This window comes from Knoellia pratensis (assembly GCF_042666395.1).
Taxonomy (GTDB): Bacteria; Actinomycetota; Actinomycetes; order Actinomycetales; family Dermatophilaceae; genus Knoellia; species Knoellia pratensis.
Genome location: NZ_JBHTDJ010000003.1, coordinates 854,236 through 875,035, shown reverse-complemented (window position 1 = coordinate 875,035; position 20,800 = coordinate 854,236). Strand labels below are relative to the sequence as shown.

At 65.9% G+C, this 20,800-nt stretch carries 19 protein-coding genes; 3 read left to right on the top strand and 16 right to left on the bottom strand.

What is annotated here, in order from left to right:
• Nucleotides 1–71 precede the first annotated feature (71 nt).
• Nucleotides 72–245 carry a CsbD family protein gene (locus ACFQRE_RS14040; RefSeq protein WP_380123353.1) on the top strand — a complete coding sequence of 58 codons (174 nt, stop codon included), beginning with the start codon at nt 72–74 and terminating at the stop codon, nt 243–245.
• Nucleotides 246–306: 61 nt separating this feature from the next.
• On the opposite strand, the gene ACFQRE_RS14035 is transcribed toward ACFQRE_RS14040, so the two are convergent.
• The 6 genes from ACFQRE_RS14035 to ftsE form a co-directional block, all read right to left on the bottom strand.
• Entirely contained in the window at nt 307–831 is a 525-nt protein-coding gene (locus tag ACFQRE_RS14035; RefSeq protein WP_380123351.1) for a type 1 glutamine amidotransferase domain-containing protein, read from the bottom strand.
• A 191-nt stretch (nt 832–1,022) separates the two neighbouring features.
• Nucleotides 1,023–2,999: a DUF2207 domain-containing protein gene (locus ACFQRE_RS14030; protein WP_380123349.1), complete on the bottom strand. Its 1,977-nt coding sequence runs from the start codon at nt 2,997–2,999 to the stop codon at nt 1,023–1,025.
• Between the two features lie 3 nt (nt 3,000–3,002).
• The gene (smpB, locus tag ACFQRE_RS14025) at nt 3,003–3,497 is read right to left on the bottom strand and encodes an SsrA-binding protein SmpB (RefSeq protein WP_380123347.1); all 495 of its coding nucleotides are present in this window, start codon (nt 3,495–3,497) and stop codon (nt 3,003–3,005) included.
• A gap of 140 nt (nt 3,498–3,637) precedes the next feature.
• Nucleotides 3,638–4,912 carry a peptidoglycan DD-metalloendopeptidase family protein gene (locus ACFQRE_RS14020; protein WP_380123345.1) on the bottom strand — a complete coding sequence of 425 codons (1,275 nt, stop codon included), beginning with the start codon at nt 4,910–4,912 and terminating at the stop codon, nt 3,638–3,640.
• A 242-nt stretch (nt 4,913–5,154) separates the two neighbouring features.
• Nucleotides 5,155–6,060, bottom strand: a complete 906-nt coding sequence (ftsX, locus tag ACFQRE_RS14015) for a permease-like cell division protein FtsX (RefSeq protein WP_380123343.1) — start codon at nt 6,058–6,060, stop codon at nt 5,155–5,157.
• On the bottom strand, nt 6,057–6,755 hold the full coding sequence (ftsE, locus tag ACFQRE_RS14010) for a cell division ATP-binding protein FtsE (RefSeq protein WP_380123341.1): 699 nt from the start codon (nt 6,753–6,755) through the stop codon (nt 6,057–6,059). Before ftsE ends, ftsX begins: the two co-directional genes overlap by 4 nt.
• Nucleotides 6,756–6,913: 158 nt before the next feature.
• On the opposite strand from ftsE, the gene ACFQRE_RS14005 reads away from it, so the two are divergent.
• Together ACFQRE_RS14005 and ACFQRE_RS14000 are read left to right on the top strand one after the other, a co-directional pair.
• Complete coding sequence (locus ACFQRE_RS14005) at nt 6,914–7,411, top strand: MarR family winged helix-turn-helix transcriptional regulator (RefSeq protein WP_380123339.1); 498 nt, start codon at nt 6,914–6,916, stop codon at nt 7,409–7,411.
• Nucleotides 7,404–8,975, top strand: a complete 1,572-nt coding sequence (locus ACFQRE_RS14000) for an MFS transporter (RefSeq protein WP_380123337.1) — start codon at nt 7,404–7,406, stop codon at nt 8,973–8,975. The genes ACFQRE_RS14005 and ACFQRE_RS14000 overlap by 8 nt, the downstream gene beginning before the upstream one ends.
• Before the next feature lie 68 nt (nt 8,976–9,043).
• On the opposite strand, the gene ACFQRE_RS13995 is transcribed toward ACFQRE_RS14000, so the two are convergent.
• The 10 genes from ACFQRE_RS13995 to ACFQRE_RS13950 all read right to left on the bottom strand — a co-directional run bounded on the left by ACFQRE_RS13995 (nt 9,044) and on the right by ACFQRE_RS13950 (nt 20,762).
• Nucleotides 9,044–10,435, bottom strand: coding sequence for a 3-hydroxybutyrate oligomer hydrolase family protein (locus ACFQRE_RS13995; RefSeq protein ID WP_380123335.1), 1,392 nt, complete (start codon nt 10,433–10,435; stop codon nt 9,044–9,046).
• A 102-nt stretch (nt 10,436–10,537) separates the two neighbouring features.
• A complete protein-coding gene (locus ACFQRE_RS13990) occupies nt 10,538–11,011 on the bottom strand; it encodes a TY-Chap domain-containing protein (protein ID WP_380123333.1) in 474 nt (157 codons plus the stop codon).
• Nucleotides 11,012–11,046: 35 nt separating this feature from the next.
• Nucleotides 11,047–12,159, bottom strand: coding sequence for a peptide chain release factor 2 (gene prfB / locus ACFQRE_RS13985; protein ID WP_380123331.1), 1,113 nt, complete (start codon nt 12,157–12,159; stop codon nt 11,047–11,049).
• 34 nt (nt 12,160–12,193) lie between these two features.
• Complete coding sequence (locus ACFQRE_RS13980; protein ID WP_380123329.1) at nt 12,194–13,018, bottom strand: Pr6Pr family membrane protein; 825 nt, start codon at nt 13,016–13,018, stop codon at nt 12,194–12,196.
• 58 nt (nt 13,019–13,076) lie between these two features.
• Entirely contained in the window at nt 13,077–13,772 is a 696-nt protein-coding gene (locus ACFQRE_RS13975; protein WP_380123327.1) for a hypothetical protein, read from the bottom strand.
• 90 nt (nt 13,773–13,862) lie between these two features.
• A complete protein-coding gene (locus ACFQRE_RS13970) occupies nt 13,863–14,024 on the bottom strand; it encodes a hypothetical protein (RefSeq protein ID WP_380123325.1) in 162 nt (53 codons plus the stop codon).
• Nucleotides 14,025–14,104: 80 nt separating this feature from the next.
• Nucleotides 14,105–14,368, bottom strand: coding sequence for a hypothetical protein (locus ACFQRE_RS13965; protein WP_380123323.1), 264 nt, complete (start codon nt 14,366–14,368; stop codon nt 14,105–14,107).
• A gap of 168 nt (nt 14,369–14,536) precedes the next feature.
• Nucleotides 14,537–15,733 carry a restriction endonuclease subunit S gene (locus ACFQRE_RS13960; protein WP_380123321.1) on the bottom strand — a complete coding sequence of 399 codons (1,197 nt, stop codon included), beginning with the start codon at nt 15,731–15,733 and terminating at the stop codon, nt 14,537–14,539.
• Nucleotides 15,726–17,588 (bottom strand): HsdM family class I SAM-dependent methyltransferase, encoded by a 1,863-nt coding sequence (locus tag ACFQRE_RS13955; RefSeq protein ID WP_380123319.1) that lies wholly within the window; start codon nt 17,586–17,588, stop codon nt 15,726–15,728. Before ACFQRE_RS13955 ends, ACFQRE_RS13960 begins: the two co-directional genes overlap by 8 nt.
• Nucleotides 17,589–19,253: 1,665 nt before the next feature.
• The gene (locus ACFQRE_RS13950) at nt 19,254–20,762 is read right to left on the bottom strand and encodes a toll/interleukin-1 receptor domain-containing protein (RefSeq protein WP_380123317.1); all 1,509 of its coding nucleotides are present in this window, start codon (nt 20,760–20,762) and stop codon (nt 19,254–19,256) included.
• Between the last annotated feature and the right edge of the window lie 38 nt (nt 20,763–20,800).

Genomic DNA, 20,800 nt, shown 5'->3' with positions numbered 1-20,800 from the left:
GGGCATCGAATCGTCAAGAAGCGGCGCTTGCTCGATGCAGATCACCATCCGCACAACCAAGGAGATTCACCATGGGTATCGGAGACAAGATCGAGAACATGAAGGACAAGGTCGTCGGCGAGGGCAAGGAGCAGGTCGGTGACGTCACCGACAACGAGCGCCTCGAAGCCGAGGGCAAGGGCCAGCAGACCGAGGGCAACCTCAAGCAGGCCGGCGAAAACGTCAAGGACGCATTCAAGAACTGACGCGTCACGCCAGCGAAGGCCGGTCACCCCACGGGTGGCCGGCCTTCGCCGTGTGCAGGGCTCAGCGAAGCGAGTCCAACAACGCCTTCGTGAAGGCGGGGAGGTCATCGGGGTTGCGGCTCGTGATGAGGTTGGCGTCGACGACGACCTCTTCGTCCTTCCACACGCCACCCGCGTTGCGGATGTCGGTCTGCAGACTGGGCCACGAGGCGAGGACTCGGCCCTGGACGACTCCTGCCTCGATCAGGGTCCACGGCGCATGGCAGATGGCCGCCACGGGCTTGCCCGACTCGACGAAAGCCTTGAGGAAGGCCACCGCGTCCGCGTCGCCGCGCAGGGCGTCCGGGTTGGCCACGCCTCCGGGCAGGACCAGGGCGTCGTAGTCGTCGACCGAGGCGTCCTTCACGAGGCCGTCCACCGGACGGGTCTCGGCCTTGTCGAGGTGGTCGTAGGTCTGCACGGTGCCGGACTCGGTGCTCAGGAGGGTGGCCGAGTGGCCGGCGTCGGTCACCGAGTCCCAAGGGTCGGTGAGCTCGACTCGCTCGATGCCCTCGGGTGCGGTCAGGAATGCGATCTTCTTGGTCATGCCCTCCAGACCATCACAGAGAGGGAGCGCCGACCACCTCCCTGCGGGTGGAATCTCGAGTATGGCGATGTGCGCGTTTGCGACGAAGGAAGACTTGAAGGTGGAAGTCGCGTATTTCGCGATGCGCGCGTTTGCGACGAAGGAGCAACTGAGCGTGCATCGCGAAATACGCGACATCCGCTGACGAGCGGCTACCAGGAGCCTCCGCCACCGCCGCCGCCGCCACCACCGGAGAACCCGCCTCCGCCAGAGAAGCCTCCGCCGCCGAGTCCTGACCCACCGGACGAGCCGGGCGTCGAGACGAAGGTGCCCGCCGCCTGCGTCGAGAACGAGTCCATGCTCGTGGCGACGTGCCCGAAGTTCCAACCGGTCATCGAGCCGACGTACCAGGTGGGCGCCCCGATGACGTGGCCGGCAGCAGCGGCTGCTGAGGCGACCTCTTCGAAGACCGTGGCCCACCGGTCGGCGAGGCCGAAGACGATGGCGTAGGGCAAGAATTTCGAGAAGACGTCCTGCGCTTCCTCCCACTTGATCTGGTTGGCCTCGGCCGTGGCGATGTATTGCTCGAAGCCCTTGGACTGGGCGAGGACGGCGCTGCCCTCGGCCGTGCGCGAGGCCATCCGACGGCCCAGCGCCTGGACGATGAGGCCGGCGACGATGAGGCCGATCCCGAAGACCCAGCCCATGCCGACGAGGCTGCCGCCGCCGAGCCCGCCGAGGGCGGACGTCAGGAAGAAGAGGGAGAGCCCTCCGAGGGCGAAGAGGATGAACCCAAGACCGCTCCACGCCGAGCGCTGGGCGTCGGGCGAGCGGCGGAACCAGTGTCGCTGGACGGCTTCGGTGTACATCGTTGCCTGGACCTGCTTGAGAGTGCCCGCGAAGGTGTTCTTGAGGGCCGACAGCCTGGTCTCGTTGCTCGAGGCGAACACACCGTCGAGGAGCTGCTGCTCATAGGGCGCCAGCGCAGCCGCACCCGCGGGCGGGGTGGCTCGGGTCAGCAGCCAGTCGTCGCTGCGGAAGCGGCCTCGCTCCTCGTTGGTCAGCGTGAGGTGGCCCCGAACCGCGAGGTCGATGAGGGTCGCGGTGACGTCGACGACGTCGGCCTTCTCGTCCATGATCGTGCCGACCATGCCGGGCTGGACTCCTGCGGGTGGCGTGAACTGCACCGCGATCGTCGGCGCACTCCCCCGCACGACCGGCGCGCTCTCGCCGGCGCCGGGCGTCAACCCGGGCGTCAACCCGGCGTAGATCTCGTCACGCCCGCGGGTCCACACGAGCAAACCCATCAGACCACCGGCGAGCAGGGGGATGAGCACACCGCCACCGGCGAGGGCCGCTCCGAGGTACTTGGACTGGTCCGCGCTCAGGGAGGGACCGGGGTCGCCGTAGCCGCCGCCGAACCCGCCATCGGACTCGGTCTCGCGCAGGTCGGGGGTGAGGTCGCCAAAGGCCGTGCGCGGCCACGAGACGACGATGGTCGCTCCCTGGCCGGGCTGGATGTCCGGGACCGTGAACTTCGACGTCGCACCCGCAGTCCCGGTGCACGTGGTGTCCTCGTGCAGCGCTCCGTAGTAGCAGGCCACCTTGGTCGAGGGCACAGGGCCGGTGACGTCGGCGCTGACGTTGCGGTAGACGTACTCGTTGGAGGGGTCGATGTGGTTGTAGTAGAGCTCGGCCGTGCCGTCACCGATGTCGTTGATGACGTTGCCGAGGGTATAGGTGAGGACGTAGTCCTGCACCCCCTCGACCGTCTCGTCGGCGCTGCCGATGCGCACCTGCTCGTAGGCGCCGAAGTCCGAGATGTCGGTGTCGGTCGGTGCCCCCGTCGGTGAGGTGACCTCGACGTCGGACAGCTCGTAGTGCCGGTACTGGGTCGTGGACTCCTGGTAGCCAGCACGCGTCTGGATCGTGCGATAGATGCCGTGGCGCTCCTCCCCATCGGGGAAGTCCCAACGAATGCGCTGGGTGACCTTCATCGAACCGTCGGCCTGCACGGCATACGCAACGTTGAAACTGGCGGCGTCGTCGTCCATCGGGACGAAGCCGGCCAGCGACGAAGGTGCGTCAGCAGCGGGCGACGCGACGGCCACCCCACCAGCAAAACCACCCAGGGCAAGGGCCGCCAACGCCCCGACACCTGCCAGCCAGATCCGAAGCCGACCCGTCACGGACTACCCCCTGTTTGCGCCGAGCTCGCGCTCGGTCTCACGACGATCCTGACGCTCACGCAACGCGTGGCGCTTGTCGTACTCCTTCTTACCCTTGGCGATCGCGATCTCGACCTTGGCGCGCCCGTCCTTGAAGTACAGCTGCAACGGGACGATCGTGTGTCCGCTCTCGCGGGTCTTGTGCATGATGCGGTCGAGCTCCTTGCGGTTGAGCAGGAGCTTGCGGCGGCGGCGCGGCGTGTGGTTGGTCCACGACCCGGACAGGTATTCGGGGATGTGGACGCCCTCGAGGAACAGCTCGTCACCGGTGAAGCTGGCCCAGCCGTCGACGAGGGTCGCGCGCCCCATGCGCAACGCCTTGACCTCGGTCCCCATGAGCACGAGTCCGGCCTCGAAGGTGTCCTCGATGAGGTAGTCGTGGCGCGCCTTCTTGTTGCTGGCGATGAGCTTGCGCCCATCATCTTCCTTCTTCTTTGCGGCCTTGGCCACGGCAGTCACCTCCTCGTCGGCATGAGTTCCACAGGCTACTTCAGCGTATGCCGTGTGCGCGCCTGCCTTTGCCTGGCTCAGCTTTCGACTTCGTGCCCCGTACGGACAACTCGCTGGCGCTCGCCGTCCGTACGGGGCACGAAGTCGAATCAGAGGTAGTTGCGCGGGTCGACGAAGGAGCCGTCCTCGTAGACCTCGAAGTGGATGTGGCAGCCGTTGGAGTTGCCGGTCGAGCCTTCGTAGCCCAGGACCTTGCCTCGCTGGACCCGTCCGCCGCGCACCGCAAGGCGCTCCATGTGGTTGTAGGTCGTGGTCAGGTGCACACCGTTGAGGACGCCATGGTCGACGACGACCCGGTTGCCGTAGCCCGGGTTGTAGCCGGCCTCGATGACGACGCCGGCGGCGGCCGCGTGGACAGGGGTGCCACAGGGCGCGGCGTAGTCGCGCCCACTGTGCAGGCGCCACACGTGCTGGATCGGGTGGAAGCGCATGCCGTACTCGGAGCTGATCCAGCCCTCGGTCGTGGGCGGGCTGAGCGGTCCACCGTTGGACGGTGGGTTCTTGACCGATCCTGGACGCGAGGGCTTGTTGTTCTTGGCGGCCCTGGCCGCGGCCGCTGCTTTGGCACGGGCGTTGGCAGCGGCTTGGATCTTGGCGGCCTTGAGCGCGGCGGCGGCTCGAGCCTTGATGACGCCACCGAGGCGTTTGGACTCGACCTGCATCTGGTTGATCCGGCCCTGCTCGGCGACCGACTGCGCCTGGACGGTGGCGGCCTGGCTGGCCTGCTGTCGGGCCAGGGCGTCGAGAGCGTTCTTGGCCGCAGTGGCCTTGTCGCGAGCGGCGTTGGCCGCAGCGAGTGACGCCTCGGCCTTGCGCTTGGCGGCCTCGGAGTCGGCTCGCAGGGCCGAAAGGTGGTCCTCCTGCGCGGTCTGGCTGGCCTTCGCGGTCGCGAGCGCCACCATGGACTGGCCCTGCAGGTCCATGACCGTGCCGATGAGGGCGATCCGGTCGGCGAACTGTTGCGGGGTCGTCGACGTCATCGCCATGTCGAACTCGCCGAAGCCCTGCTCCTGGTAGATCTGCGCGGCGAACTGGGCGACTTCGCCCCGGCTCTCGCGGATGTGCTTGGTCGTGGCGGCGAGCTCGTCCTGCGCCTTGGTCTCGTTGGCCTGGGCGACCTCGAGCTCCTGGGCGGCCATGGCGTTGGCGGTCTGCGCGCGCGCCGCCGCTCCTTGCGCCTGAGCCAGTGCAGCCTGGGCGCCGGGCAGCTTGGCCTGAGTCCCCTTGAGCGCTGTGAACGCTGCCGCCAGGCTCGAATTGGTCTCGCTGAGGTCCTCACGGAGCTTGTCGATCTGGGAGTCGACCTTGCGCTTCTGCTGGTGCGGATCCGGGTCAGCCCCCTGAAGGGCCGAGACGGGTGCCATCAACGCTAGTGAGCACGCGAGCGCTGCCGAGACGCCGGCATACCGGCGTAGGGAAGCGGATCGAGGCGCAGGGGTTCGCCACATAGTCACCATTGGTAACACGAGTCACTCCCAAATGAAACCTCCCGTGCCGGAAAGTTCTCGATTGTCAGTCACTCCCTTGCGGCAGCAAGGACCTAGCAGGGCCCTCATTGTCGCGGAAGCGCGAGCGTCCCGCAGGCGAATGGTGGTCGTGGACCGCGTCAGACGCGCAGGTAGCGGCGCAGGGTCACAACGCTGGTGAGCACGGCGATGACGATGACGCCACCGAAGAGCCAGGGCGTGAAGTACCAGACGTCACTCGCCCCGATGAGGGCCTTGTTGAGGACGACCTGGTTGAAACCGAGGTTGAAGATGAGGCGCAACCCCAGCCACAACATGCCCACGGCGAGACCCACGCCAATCGTGGCGACGACGAGCATCTCGATGATGAAGGGCATGCGGATGGTCCAGTTCGAGGCACCCACGAGCCGCATGATCCCGATCTCGCGCCTTCGGATGAACGCCGCCTGGCGGATCGTCGTCGCCATGAGCAGCGTGGCGCAGATGACCATCAGGCCCGCAAGGAAGACGGAGAAGATCGTGATCCAGTTGATGATCTGGAAGAACCGCTTGAGGACCTTCTCCTGGTCCTGGACGCTCGCCACCCCTGGGGCACGTTCGAACTGACTCGTGACGACGGCGAACTTCGTCGGGTCCTTGAGCTGGACGCGGAAGCTCTGCGGGATGTCTCCGAGCTGGACGTTGCCAGTGATCGGGCTGTTGCGGAACTGCTCCTTGAAGCGCTCGAAGGCGTCGGCCTCCGACTCGTGGAAGACCTGCTTGACCTCGGGCATGGCCTTGAGCTGGTTCTCGATGCTCACCTGCTGCGCCTCGGTGGCGGCCTGGCCCTGGCAGTTGGGCTGGGTGGAGTTCTCGGCACACAGGTAGATCGAGACCTGGATCCGGTCGTACCAGTAGCCCTTCATGGTGTCGGCCTGGCGCTGCGCGAGCAGTCCCATGCCGAGCAGGAACATCGACACCATCGTCACGAGAATGACGGACAGGGCCATGGAGAGGTTGCGGCGCAGGCCCGACCAGACCTCGCCTGCAATGAAGCCGGCCTTCACTTGTCCCCCTCCGGTGCGAGATAGGTGGCATTCTCGGCGTCGCGCACGACCACTCCGTCTTCGAGCTGGACGACCCGACGACGCATCTGGTTGACCGTGTCGGCGTCGTGCGTGGCGATGACCACGGTCGTGCCCGAGCGGTTGATGCGGTCGAGCAGGTGGACGATGTCGAGGCTGATCTTGGGGTCGAGGTTTCCCGTGGGCTCGTCGCACAGGAGAATCTGCGGCTTGTTGACGACCGCGCGGGCAATGGCGACACGCTGCTGCTCACCGCCGGAGAGCTGGTGTGGCAGCCGCTTGCCCTTGCCCTCGAGCCCGACCATCTCGAGCGTCTCGGGGACGAGCTGGCGGATCGCGGAGGTCGGTTTGCCGATGACCTGCAGCGCGAAGGCGACGTTCTGGTCGACCGTCTTGCCCGGGAGAAGGCGGAAGTCCTGGAAGACCGCGCCGATCCCCCGGCGGAAGCGCGGCACCTTGCGGGCCGACAGGGTGCCGAGGTCCAGACCCGCGACGAGGACCGAGCCGGAGGTCGCCTTCTCCTCGCGCAGGGCAAGGCGGAGCATCGTGGACTTGCCGGACCCGGAGGGTCCGACGACGAAGACGAACTCGCCGCGCTCGACGTTGACGTTCACGTCGGTGAGTGCAGGGCGGGTCGACCTCGGATAGACCTTGGAGACGTTGTCGAAGCGAATCATGCGCTGGGGTCAGGCCTCACGGCTCGGGGAAGGATGCCTGTCGAGCATAGGTTCCGCGGCTGTGGGCCGAGCGCAACCCCCCCGTTGGACGGCGTGCCCGGGCCGTGGCCGGCCAATCAAGTTGCTTGATGCAACCAACAGGGTGTTCAATAGTTGACATGGTCAAGCAACTGAACGACGACGCCTTCGAGGTGTTCAGCGCGAGCCTGTTCCGTCTCACCCGTTCACTGCGCTCGACCTCCCACCTCTTCGTGCAGCTGCCGGGCAACCTCAAGCGGACGGACGTCACGATCCTCACGGTGCTCTCCGACCACGGGGACTGCCGTCCCGGCTTCATCGCCGACCAGCTCAACGTCGGTGCGTCGGTGGTGAGCCGCCAGCTCGTCTCCCTGGCCGCCGACGGCCTCGTCATCCGACGCAAGGATCCCGACGACGGCCGCGCCGAGCGGATCTCGCTCTCTGCGCAAGGCAAGGAGCGACTCGTCGCCCTGCGCACGGCATACGTGCGGTCTCTGCGGGAGCAGTTCACCGACTGGGACGACGCCAGAGCCAACGAAGCCGCAGCCCTGCTCCACGAGATCTCCAACCACATCGTTCCGGCGCCCAGCGGCCCGGATGCCAGCCACGACAAGGACACCAAGGACACCCATGTCTGACAGCACCACCACGTTCAAGGAACCCGACCTCAGCCACAAGGAGATCCTGGAAGTCCTCGTTGGGCTGCTCTCGATGCTCTTCGTGGCGATGGTCAGCTCCACCATCGTCAGCACCGCCCTGCCGACGATCATCGGCGACCTCAAGGGCAGCCAGACCTCCTACACCTGGGTCGTCACGACGACCCTGCTGGCCATGACGGTGACCAGCCCCATCTGGTCCAAGCTCTCCGACCTATTCGACAAGAAGCTGCTCGTCCAGATCTCGGGCGTGATCTTCCTGCTCGGGGCTCTCGCTGCGGGATTCGCGCAGAACGTGCCGCAGCTCCTGGCCGCTCGTGGCCTTCAGGGCCTCGGCGTCGGCGGCCTGCTGGCCCTGTCGCAGGCCATCATGGGCTCGATCATCCCGCCGCGCGATCGTGGCCGCTACACCGGCTACATGGCCGCGGTCATGGCCGTTGCCACCGTCTCCGGTCCGCTCCTCGGCGGGCTGCTGGTCGACAGCGTCGGCTGGCGCTGGTGCTTCTGGGCCGCGGTGCCCATCTCCCTCGCGGGCCTCGGCATGCTCCAGAGGTTCCTCCACCTGGAGCACGTCCGCCGCGAGGTCCGGATCGACTGGTGGGGCGCCATCCTCATCTCGGTCGCGGCCAGCCTGCCGCTCATCTGGGTGTCGTTCGCGGGCAGTCGCTACGACTGGATCTCGCTCGAGACGGCGTACTTCCTCGTCCCCACGGCCCTCGCCGTCATTGCCCTGATCCTGGTCGAGCGCAGCCACCCCGACCCGCTCATCCCCGGCCGGATCCTCCTCGAGAGAACCACCAGTCTGGCCATCATCGGCAGCATCGGGGTCGGCATCGCCCAGTTCGGCACCTCGGTCTTCCTCAGCCAGTTCTTCCAGGTGGCGCAGGGCTTCTCGCCCACCGAGGCCGGCCTGCTCATGCTGCCGCTCATCCTCGGGAGCATGGTCGGTGCCACGGTGTCCGGCCAGCTCATCAGCCGCACCGGAGTGTGGAAGCCCTACATGCTCGGCGGGACGGTCCTGCTCATCCTCGGCCTCGGCCTCATGGGCTTCACCGACCACACGACGGCCATCTGGCACCTGTCGATCTACATGGTCCTCATGGGCATCGGCCAGGGCACGCTCATGCAGAACCTCGTCCTCGTCGTCCAGAACACGGTCGACATCAACGAGATCGGCACCGCCAGCGGTGTCGTGAGCTTCTTCCGCTCCCTCGGTGGCACCGTCGGCATCGCCGTGCTCGGCGCCATCCTCGCCACCCGCGTCGGCAACCACATCACGACCGGGATGCAGGAGCAGGGCATGCCCGTGCCCGGGGGCAGCAGCAGTGGCGGTGGCACTCTCGACCTCGACAAGCTCCGTGAGCCCGTCCTGTCGATCGTGCGCCACGCGTATGGCGACAGCACCGGCTACATCTTCGTGATCGCCGCCGTCGTCACCGTGGCGACCCTGATCGCGGTCGCGCTCATGCCCCAGACGGAGCTGCGCACGACCGTCGCCAAGCACGACGAGAAGGACCCGCTCGGCCTCGAGCAGCCCATCGACTGACCTTGAACGCGAGCTACCGCACCGTAAGTGGGGCGATCACGCCACTTACGGTGCAGTAGCTCGCAGCGTCAGAGGGTGCAGGTGTTGAGCAGGGCACCCGTTGTCGGGCGCGGCACGGTCGCGTCGGCCGGTGGCGTCGTCCCGTCCTGCACCCAGGCCGTCAGTGCGTCGAAGCCGGCTCGTGCGCAGGGCAGCAGCGGGCGGAGCCTGTCCGGGAACGCCGGGACCAGCGCGTCGGTGTGAGTGCCGTCCTCGATGCGGTAGTAGCGGTGGCCCTCCCCCGCTCCGGCGTCGTCGATGAGCTGGTCGTAGACATCTGAGTCCGTGGCGATCGGCAGCAGCGTGTCCATGTCTCCGTGCACCGTGATGAGCGGCTTCCCGATCTTGCCCGTGAGCTCCACCGACCGCATGGCGTCCTTGACCGCGGCGGGGCGACTCGCGTAGTCGTAGTCGGCGTCGCACTGCGGAGTTCCGCTCGCGCAGTAGGGCGTTCCCGCCTGGGTCGCGCCATCGAAGGTCGGGTCGAACTCCTCGCGATAGATGCGCTGCGTGAGGTCCCAGTAGACGGTGTTGTGGAACGGCCAGAGGAACTCACTGCGGGGTGCGAAGCCCGCCCCGATCATCGCGGCATGCGCCTCGGGACTGCCGGTGGCGGCATACGCCGGGTAGTTCTTCAGCGCGGTCGGCAGATAGGTGAGCAGGTTCGGGCCGTCGGCGCGCAGTAGGGTGCCCTCCCAGTCGAGACCGCCGTCATAGAGGTCTGGGCGGTTCTCGAGCTGCCACCTCACGAGGTAGCCGCCGTTGGACAGGCCCGCCATCCAGGTGTGCTGCGGCTCCTTGGCGCGGACCTGCTTGACGACGCGCTTTGCGGCGAGGGTGAGCTGCGTGACGCGTGAGTTCCATTCGCGCACACTGCCGCCCGGCTCCGAGCCGTCGTCGTAGAAGCGCAGGCCCATGTTGCCCTTGTCGGTGCTGGCGAACGCATAGCCCTGTGCGAGAACCCAATCGGACCACACGAAGTCGTTGGCGTACTGGGTGCGGTTGCCCGGCGCGCCGGTGATGACGAGCCCGCCGTTCCAGTTGTCGGGGATGCGCAGGACGAACTGGCTGTCGTGGTTCCACCCGTTGTTGACGTTCGTCGTCGACGTGTCGGGGAAATAGCCATCGACCTGTATGCCGGGCACTCCCGTCGGGTTGACCGTGCCGGGTGCGTGGAGACCCGCGAAGTCCGCGGCCTTGCTGTGGCCGGAGGGAACCGTGCCTGCGGTGGTGAGGTCGCCGAGGCAGGACACCTTCTGCTTCTCGGCGCCCGGCGCGGCGATCTTGGACTGGCGGGCGCAGTGCCCGCCACCGGGTTTGTCGGCAATGGCGGCGGGTGCGGCCGCGACGAGGGCGGCGGATGCGGCGAGGGCGATCAGGGTCGCGAGGACCACGCGAGGAGACGTCATTGTCGGGCGCATGGCGTTGAGCATCCTCGCGGGCGGCGCCGCGTCCCATGTGCCGCGGCCCCACTCCCTGACGCCGCGTGTGTGCGCTTGCCGGTCAGGTCACACGGCGGTGGCTCAGGGAGTGAGGACGAAGACGTCGCGCAGGGTGCGGGTCACGAGGTCGGCAACGGCCCTGGCGTCCGAGAGCGACAGGTAGGGCGCGTCGGCGACGTCGTCGGGGAACCATCGGCTCCAGATGCGGGCCTCGATCGGGTCGTTGCCCGGGCGGCGCCAACCGAAGGCGTCGATGCGGTCCTCGTCCTCCGTGGACAGGAGGTAGTCACCGCCGAAGTTCTCGCTGCCGATGAGCTCGGCGACGGCGTGGTCCTCGTCGCGACGAATCCTCGCCCAGGGCGACGTGTCCTCCATGGAAGCGGGGATCAGCCCGAAGATCCGGCTCTGGCGGAGCATGTGGGGGCGGGTCACCTCCGGGATCGAGACGAGGACCTCCTCCTCCGGGCCGAGGGCACGGATCCGGGCCGCCAGACTTGCTGACCACGCAGCCCAGTCCTGCGGTCCGTGGGAGGGGAGCTCCACGGCATACGTCATCGCTTGTCTCGAATCGCCCTGTCCCGCAACGAAACTCACTCAGCGGCCTTGCGCTCGGCGATCTGCCAGCGGATGCCGGCCTCGATGAAGCCGTCGATGTCGCCGTCGAAGACAGCGGTCGGGTTGCCGGTCTCGAACTCGGTGCGGAGGTCCTTGACCATCTGGTACGGGTTGAGGACGTAGGACCGCATCTGATCGCCCCAGCTCGCCTTGACGTCGCCGGCCATCTCCTTCTTGACGGCGGCCTCCTCGGCGCGCTTGAGGAGGAGCAGTCGCGACTGCATGACGCGCAGGGCCGCGGCGCGGTTCTGGATCTGCGACTTCTCGTTCTGCATCGACACCACGGTCCCGGTGGGGAGGTGCGTCATGCGCACGGCGGAGTCGGTGGTGTTGACCGACTGACCACCCGGGCCCGAGGAGCGGAAGACGTCGATCTTGAGGTCGTTCTCGGGGATCTCGATGCTGTCGGTGCCCTCGATGAGCGGGATGACCTCGACGGCGACGAAGCTGGTCTGGCGGCGGCCCTGGTTGTCGAACGGGCTGATCCGGACGAGGCGGTGGGTGCCGCCCTCGACCGAGAGGTTGCCGAAGGCGTAGGGCACGTTGACCTCGAAGGTCGCGGACTTGATGCCGGCCTCCTCGGCGTAGGACGTGTCCATGACCTTGGTCGGGTAGCCGTGGCGCTCGGCCCAGCGCAGGTACATGCGCATGAGCATCTCGGCGAAGTCCGCAGCATCGACGCCACCGGCGCCGGCGCGGATCGTGACGACGGCGGAGCGCTCGTCCCACTCGCCGCTGAGCAGGGTGCGGACCTCGAGCTCGCCGACGGCCTTCCGGACCGCCTTGAGCTCCTTCTCGGCCTCGAGGAGGGTCTCGGCGTCGTTCTCCTCCTGGCCCATCTCGACGAGGGCTTCGAGGTCGTCGACCTTGGTGTCCATGCCGGTGACGCGCTCGTACTCCGCCTTGGCGCGAGAGAGCAGCGAGGTCACGGCCTGCGCCTTCTCCTGGTCGTCCCAGAGGTCAGGCGCGGCCACCTGCTCCTCGAGATCGGCGATCGTCGCCTCGAGCGCGGTCAGGTCGGTGACGTCACGCACGGACGTCATCGTCGTGCGCAGGTCCTTGATCTCTTGCTGAAAGTCGGTGGCCACGAGAAGAAAGACTACGTGCCCGTATGCCGTCCGCTCACCGTGCGCTGACTGCTCGCCGCTCGCTCGCGTCGTCGTGGGTGCCCGGGAGGCGCGGATCGAGCTTGATCGCTGCCCAGGTCAGTGCGAGAAGGAGGACGGCGACGGCGGCGCAGGCGAGCAGTGCCCGCGGGTAGCCGTGGAGGTTCACGTCGAGGAACGGGTAGGGGTACCAGTCGACGATCGCGCCACGCACGAGGGTGTAGACGAGCCAGCCGATCGGATAGATGAGCGAGGGCCAGAGCACGCTGCGGTCGGCGCGCCCGCGAGGTCCGAAGACGGCCCACCCGATGACCGCGAGGAGTGGTGCGACGACGTGGAGCAGCTTGTCCGCGACGTAGTCACCGCCGCTGAGGTTCATCAGCGGGCGGAGGAAGAACCAGTGGACGAGGCCGGTGACGGCGATGCCGATGATCGCGTTGAGGCGGAGCACCCTCCACCAGTGGCCCGTGGTGTCGTGACCCAGGGCCAACGTCGTGGCGGTTGCGGCGACGAGGATGTTGGTGAGCACGGTGAAGTAGGAGATGAAGCGGACGAGGCGCGTCGCGAGCGGGACGGGTGCCGTCTCGTCAAGGACCACTCCTCCACGAACGATGAGGATGAACTGGAAGATCAGGGCGGCCCAGACCACGACCGCAGTGAGGATGTGCCAGGGGCGGGCCAGTCGCTGGATGTCCACCGGATCATCATGGCCCCATGCGGGGTCGGGCCGCGCCCTCGACACGACCTGGACGGGCACGCGCTGCGAGTCGTGCTGGCGCTGCACGACGTGGGCAGCAGTGTGGTGAACCGTGGGGTGGCACCTGACGAGGCGATGACCCACCGTGGTGAGGGTGGGCCATCGCCTCGTGACGAGTGTCAGGCTGTGCAGGGGCCCGGGGTCACTTGACCACGTCGAGCACGCCACAGGCGGCCGGGTCGGTCGCCTCTGCGGGGAGGTTGGAGTCGAGCTCACTGGCGCCTGCGCTGTCGAAGTCGTAGGAGCCGTTGTGGTTGTAGTCGATACCGTGGATGACGACGACACCTCGACCCTCGCGGACGGCGTCGGCGATCTGCTTGGCCGTGCCGCCGCCCGCGACCCGGGTGAACTTGATGTTGTCGCGGCTGTAGCTGTAGGAGCCGTTGTCGGAGACCGGGAACCGGGTCACGTCCAGGAAGCTGGCGGGCGTGGTGCCGCCGGTGGTGTTGAGCGAGACGACGACCGGTCCGTAGGCCGGGATGCCTTCGACGGTGGTCAGGCGTCCGTCCTTGTTGGAGTCCTGGGCCAGCGTCGGGCACTCGTTGAGGGCCTGTTGGCCGAAGTGGATGTGCTGGGCGTGCGGGGCGTCCGGCGTGAGGCCGTTGGCGTGCACCTGGATGTTCTGGATCCTCTGGTTGCGGATCCTGGCGGTGGCCGTGCCGGATGCGCCCGAGTTGTTGAGCTCGTCCAGCTGCGCGCTGAGGTGCACCGTCCTGGCTGCACCGTTGCCTTGCGGTGAGGGAGTGGGGTGTGCCGAGGCCGAGCCGACGCCGAGGGACGCTGCTGCGAGCATGGCGAAAAGGGAGGTGCCGAGGAATGCTGTCGTGCTTCTTTGCATGATGTGCTCCAGGGAGTGAGCGACCAGGGAGGCGGTCTCGACGGTCCTCTACTGTTCGAAGCCGACCACCCGACCGGATTGGACGGCGCCCTACGGCTCGAGGTCTGCGCGTGCGCGCGACACGACGTTGACGCGGACTCCGTCGCCGAGCATCCAGCCGATGAAGGGCACCTCCGCGACGCAGGACATGTGGACGACCGCGAGTTCGCCGTCCGGCGTGCCTGTCTCGCCGCCCAACCCCCACTCGGTCAACGCAAAGGTCTCACCACAGCGGCCGGCGATCCGTGGTCGTCCAACTCAGTCGGCAAGGTGCAGTCGCGCTTGCTTGCGGCCTAGTCGTCGTTCTCTAGGTACCAGCCATGCTCGCGATGCCTGGGCTCTGGTGGGTTCGGGTTTTCGCGCGCATATGCCTCGTTGGCACGGCGGGTCATTTCTGCGTCGTAGCGGTGAAGGTCGTTGTATAGCTTCGAAGCCTCGCCGACGTCCCCGCTGGACACGTAGCGCAGTCGCAGCGCCTCGCGCTGATCTTCGAGCTCCCCAGCAGACAGCGAGCCGAGGCCGCCCAGTGCTCGTGAGATAGAATCAATGATGCCCATGCATGAATGGTGTCACGCAGTGGGTTGGCGGACAATGTGGTCCGACTTCAAGGACCGTCAGTCGCGTAGTTCGAAGTGGCATACGGCAGAGTTACCCGGCCACCTCTCCGACTGAAACCGGTCTCGTCCAATGGCCCGATGACGGGTACCTCGAGGGCCATCGGGCTACTAAACGTCGTCATCGGAGTCGGACGACATGACCTCGATCTTGTGGGTGAGCAGTGCGTCCAGCAACGCCGCGCGCGCGGTCTGGGCTCGCGCTATCTCGTCGGAAGTCGACTGCACCTGTCGATCGATGGTGTCCATCGTGTTGGCAATCTCGGCCTGGATCTCGGGCATTGGCACCGGGACCGTCATCCGTTCGAGCGCGTCCTTTGAGACTCGAACGACCTTCGTGTTCGAAATAACGGCTGGGAGCTGCGCCCGGAACTCCGAGGACGCAAACACGTAGGACGCGAACCGTGGCTCCAACTCGTGGTCGAAGATGTAGGCGTCGTCGTGCACCGCCACGTCCCCATCGCCGAGCCAAGCGACGGCCTTCGACACCCCATCAAAGTTCTCGCTGGTGCCGGCGATCACAAGGTTGCCCGTCTTCGCAAACCGCAGCTTGGATCGCATTTCCTTAGGCAGGCAGGAATGCACAGTGTCGGTGTGCGCTCCAAAGTCCGTGTGAATCTGCGAGTAGTGGATGCAGCCGATGCCGCTGTCGACATAGTCGGACTTGATGAACCGCTTGCCGCGGGTCACAGTGCCCAACTTGCCGAGCGGCGACTGCTTCCACGACTCATCCCGTCGCTGTAGGAGCTCGTCAAGCAAAGCCCTTCGTGCCGCCTCTGCAGCCTTGAACTCCGCAAGCAGTCCGTCGATAACGGCGTCGACGGCGCTGATGACCGCCTGGATGCGCTCCTGCACTGGGAGTGGTGGACGCGCGACCTTCAGACGAAGGAAATCGTCCTCCTTGAGCCGGTTCCGGCTGACCGCAGCCGACCCAGACGACGAGCCCAGTGCCCTGGATGCGAAGACGGGCGATGAGCAATAGAGCGCCAGGAACTCTGGCGTCGCCAGCTTGGCGTCCACCTCGAACTGGGGGAACTCGTTCGAGACCACGACTCCCTCGAACTCGTCGGCAACTACCGCGAATGACTGCTTCCAGGCGAAGAGTCGGTTGTAGACGAGCAATCCTGGCCTCAGTGCGTAGCACTTCGCCTTGACATCGGAGCCCCTGCGTTCCTCGCGCACGAACAGGCCTTCGCCGTACCAGCGCACGCCGGCGAAGCGCACGGTGTCATCGTCGGCGGGTATGACCCGCTCCGGGGCGTGCTGGGCCACGAGCGTCGCCAGAGGGACTGAGGGCCATTCAGTCATCGAAGCCGCCGATGCCAGCCGCAGTCAACACTGCCGCCATCGCCGCCTGGGCCTCCTCGCGGACCGCCCGTGCTTCCTGCCAGTCGGCGATCGCCGCGTCCAGATCATGCGAGTGAGTCTGTGGCCACGGGCTCTGGCGAACTCCGCGCGGAAGGAACCGACCCGAAGCGTCGAAGACCGGAGTACGCCAAGAGCGGGCATCCCGATCCTCCAGGCCGTCGCGGATGGCACGCTGGACGTTCGCGTCGATCCCGCCCCAGCGGCCGGTGTCGCGTCGGCCGTGCGCGAGCTGCACTTCGTGTCCGTCATCTTCCATGTCTACGAAGGTCACCAGCGCGTCGTGGTCGTGGCCGTTGCTGGTTTTGGTGAAGCCGAAGATCGACGTCTTCACTCCACGCTTCTGCTCGAAGAAGAGCTGCTGCGGCATGTCGACAACAAACTCAAGTCGCGCACGATCGAGGATCGCGAGCGCAGCATTCTGATTTGCGTTCTTCGACAGCGTGTTGTTCGGGACGATGATCACCAGTCGACCGCCCTCTTCGAGATACTCGATCGCTGACATCGTGAAGTTGATGGGGTTGTCATTCTCGTACGGCGGGTTGATCACGCACTTGGTCGGCTTGCGTCCCTTGATGTAGTTGCGAAACTTCTCGTCTCGCTTGGCCACCGCGAACGACTTGCCCCGGGTAACGAGCGAGTCGCGGTACAGCAGATTCGAGCGACCATCGCCATGCAGGAACATGTTCGAGCAGGCCAGGGCGAACAGGATCGCGTCGTTTTCCAGCCCGATCAGCTGATGCTCGTGGATGTGCTCGATCGCTTTTTCGTCGCCATGCGCCTTATCGACGAGCTGCTCCATCGCGTCCATGAGGAACCCGCCCGAACCCATGCACGTGTCCAGGACGACATCATCACGCCCCAGCCTCGACAGGTCGACCATGAGGGTTTTGATGTGGTCCGGCGTCAGGATGATGTTCTTGTTGTCCATCTTGCCTGCCCGTGACAAGAAGACCTTGTACGCACGGCCCAAGATGTCCCTTTTCACAGAGCGCTTCGACGGTTGATGCACACGCTGGTCGATCTCGCCGATGATCTCCTTGTACTCGTCGAGCGGGATGTCGACGGTCTTCACGAACGCGAAGCGGTCGCGCCAGTCGATCTGCTTCGATTCGGAGTTGATCTTCTTTTCCAGTTGGCGAGCGACAGCCTCGACGATTTGGTCGTTGAGGTACCTCGCCCCGACCAGTCGGTCGTCCTCAGGCTTGCTGACCGACTTATAGACGTTGCGGAACGGATCGTCGTCGAGAGCAATCATCAGCGCCGAGAAGAACAGCGAACGCTCGGTGTCTCGCACCCGCGAATCCTTGTGGAAGCGTTCGTTTAGCCGTCGCAGAAAGCGCTGCAACTCAGCGTCTGAGAGCGGATCGCCAATGGCCGCAGCCGCGTAGTGGTTGCTCAGGGCTTCGATGCCCACCAGACTCTGCACGCCTTCGAGTTCCTCAATATCGGCGCCGTCGCCCTTGCGGAGCAAATGCGTGACGCGCAAACTCTCAAGCGTCTGACCAGACACGGCGATTCCGACGATGTCAGTGTGGGGGACCGCGTTGTTGATCATGTAACTGCGCACGTCGGCTAAAGCAGCGGCGTGGTCCGACCTCGGACCGGCCTCGCCTGACTTCGCCTCTACGACAATGAGCCACGAGCCCATGTCCTTGAAGAAGTCAGGAAAGCCATCGTCCGTCGATCCCTTGCGCTTCGACTGGAAGCCGAACTTCTTCGGGATATCGCGCTTCTCGATGAACGTCGAGGCTCCGTAGAACTCCCGGAACAGGTTCTCAGTGGTGCTCTCCGCCATCGCTCCTACTTCTTCGCAGCAGAGGTTGTGTTCGGACGGAACTTCAGCGGGGCGCGAGCATCAGAGCGAGTGGCGGGCATGCTCTGATGGTTCCACAAGAAGTTCGTTGAGTCGCAGTCCCCCTTCCGAGACGAAGAGGTCTGGCCTAAAGGGACCTCCCACTCCACGTCCGTCGCATCAGGCGCCGACTACACCACGTCAGGTGGCCCGCCCAGCGCCCCGATGTGTGCCTGGCATGCACCGCTTGCCCAGGTCGTACGCGCCCACCGCACTGAGTTCGGCGCCCCGGTCAACTGGGTGACCGCCGACCACGCAGCAGAGCGAGGAATCGACCTCACCCAGCCCTACTGTTCCTCGGCGTCACCAGACCTTCGGAAAGTCGGGGCCTCAGCGCATCGCCCTACCTGTGAGCGGCAGCGGTGTGCCGCAGGCGATCCCGCGTCTTCGCGTCGCAGTCGGGGGCAGGTTTGTAGGTCGGCCACAGTGAGCCACTCCGCCACGACGTCGCCCGGCCACAGCCGCCGCCCGGCTCGTCGCTCGGGTGCCAGGAGGAAGCCGGAGTCGGACCAGCGGCACACGGCTGGCGAGGGGACCCTCCACTGATCGGCCAACTCGCTCAGCGTTAGGTAGCCGTCGACGTGTGGGCGATTTGCGAACCGTCCGGCCCCCCGCGTCGCTGCCCGCACGCTCTTGGCCGTCACACCGTGGTCACGCGCCACTCGCGTGGCGGAGTGCCCGGACTGTCGCTCCGCTGTCCACGTTTCATCGTCCTCTGGGTCGGCGTCCCCGCTCGGTGGAACGGCCCGTAAAGCTTGGTCTGGCAAGACACCCACTGGTGGCACACGCCCTCGCGCCGCGCGATCTCCAGATCCCGGCACCGCAACTAGGCCACCACTGGCGCGGGGTGCAGTCCGCCTCCTCCTCCCCCGCGCCAGTAGTTCCTCACTCATCGATCTGCCAGTAGTGAACGATCTCTTCACCGACCGGGTGTCCGTGCCCGGTCGCTGAACCCGCGTCCGGTTGCAACGACGCGCACCAGCTCCGTGTGGATCGTCCCTCTGTCGAGGAACCCCGCCAACTGCTCCGAGGTGGCGAATGGGCGGACCCTCTCCTTCACGCCGGGGTGCCCAGCGAACCACTGCCAGTCACCCTTCTCGGTGGCCCTGACCGCATCCCGAGTCGCACAACCGTTTTGCCCAGTGGGAACCCTCGCCCTGAGGGAACGCAGCTGGGGCAGTTGTGCGATCCGATGCGCTTCCAGGCAGGATCGCGTCGGTCTCCGCCGGGGTCAGCCGTTTTCATCGGACACGTCGCGGTCATCGTCAGTCTCGACGCAAATCCGGCAGTCCTCCCGAGTCCTGCGCTGGCCCGCCTCGCCGGGCTGGTCCGAGATAATCCATCGAAGCTCGCGCCCACATTCGGGGCACGTCGGTCCGGTCTCAACGATCCTGTCGTTCATGCGGACCCCACGGCGGTGCGACGGGTCGTGTGAACGCCCGGTCCGGACATGTCGTTTTCCTTCATCTCTGCCCCCCATTGGGGGTCGCTAAGTCGACTTTGCACCGATTCGAGCGGCGCCCGCCGACGACTGCGCACGTGGCCAGTACCCGTGGGCGAACTGGCGACCTGTGGTATGTCAGGTGCAACGTCAGCCCAGCGGAGTTGTCAGTGCTGATTGCGCGATATTTCAGCGAAGTAGTTTCCGTAATCCTCAAGTGCTGATTTCGCTCGCTCCATATCGCCGGCGAAGAGTCCAGCTCTCAATGGCGCCCACTGCTGGCCCTCAGTCGCTAGTTCTTGCTTAAGATCCTCGACTGAGTTTGCGCCGTAACGTGCGACTCGCCACGTGCTTCGTCCAAACCATCGGGACCGGCTCCAGCCTCGCATTTCGGGAGTAGCGGCGGTGCTGACATTAACGGCGTCCTGTGCGAGCACCCCAACCAAGACCTCAGCCCGCTCATATTCGGTGGTGTACGAGTCATCGTCCGGCCACTGGTCCAAGAACACCGGGCGCAGAATGGCGTGCATCCATTCCGAAACCGGAGTGTAAGAGTTTCCGACTCGACGCTCCGTGTAGTCCTTGAGCGCCTCGTCGAAAGGCTTGGATGCGATGACACCGCGCGCCAACGTGTTGGCCGTCATTTCCTGCGAATCGAACGGTGCCCACGGATCCGTCGCTTCCAGCATGGACTGTGGCTTCGGCAGGTGCCCGTCCCGCACCGACGGATCCACCACCAGCGCCTTCAGATTGTCGTAGCGACGGCTGGATCCCGCGGCGATGGCCGCCGTCATGATGGAAAGTAGGCCGCACACTTTCCTCATCTCCAGCAGGCCCTGATTGCCCCCTTGGATCTTCAATGGGGCTTGGACCTGCGCACGTAGGCCATTGGCCCACGGACTAAGAGTGTCGGGGGAACCCCAACGCGCGGCCACCGCAAGGGATGCACAGAAAGGCTCCGTCAGCTCCCAAAGCTCGGTAGCTGCTTCAACGACTCGAATAACCTGCTCGTCACGCGTGCCGCCGAATTGGCCAGCGACCCGGTCAGGGTCGTTTAGAACCTTGAGGACCCGTTGCACTTCCTGTGAAATCAAGTCGTCGAGCTCGATCCTCCGCGTCGGGTCCACGAGCATTTCCTTGGTGAACCGCTTCAGGATGTCGCCGCGATCTGCTGAGGTGGCTTGCTCCACTGCCTCCAGCGCGGCAGCAGGGCCGAGCTGCTTATCCCCCATGACCCCATGGATCGACGTGACGAGCGAGGCTGCCTGAGCCGCGTATTGATCGCCGAACAGGTCCGCGTAGTTGAGGTCACTCAACGTTTGCCCTGCCCCAAGGTCCCATTCGGGCACATCCCCGTGATCGAAGCGGACGGGAATCAGCCAAGTACGCCCGGGTGCCCGCTGTCGATACTCCTCCACAGCCAAGGTGAGCTCCTCATTCATGTGAGACCTCTCCTTGGCGCGGGAGTTGTCCGAGAAGCACCCCAGAAACACCAATGAGCCTCGACGGATTGCATCACGAATCTGGGCCTTCCAAGTCTCTCCGGGCCCGAGCGATGTGCGATCGCGCCAGTACGGGATCTTGGCAGCTTCCAGCACCTGGCAAAGCTTGTCGACCTCTTCGTTGTCCTCCCGCACATAGGACACGAAGACATGCTTCCCCTCAATCTGGCTCATGGTTCAAGACCCTACGTCCGACCCCCGACAGCAGCCCT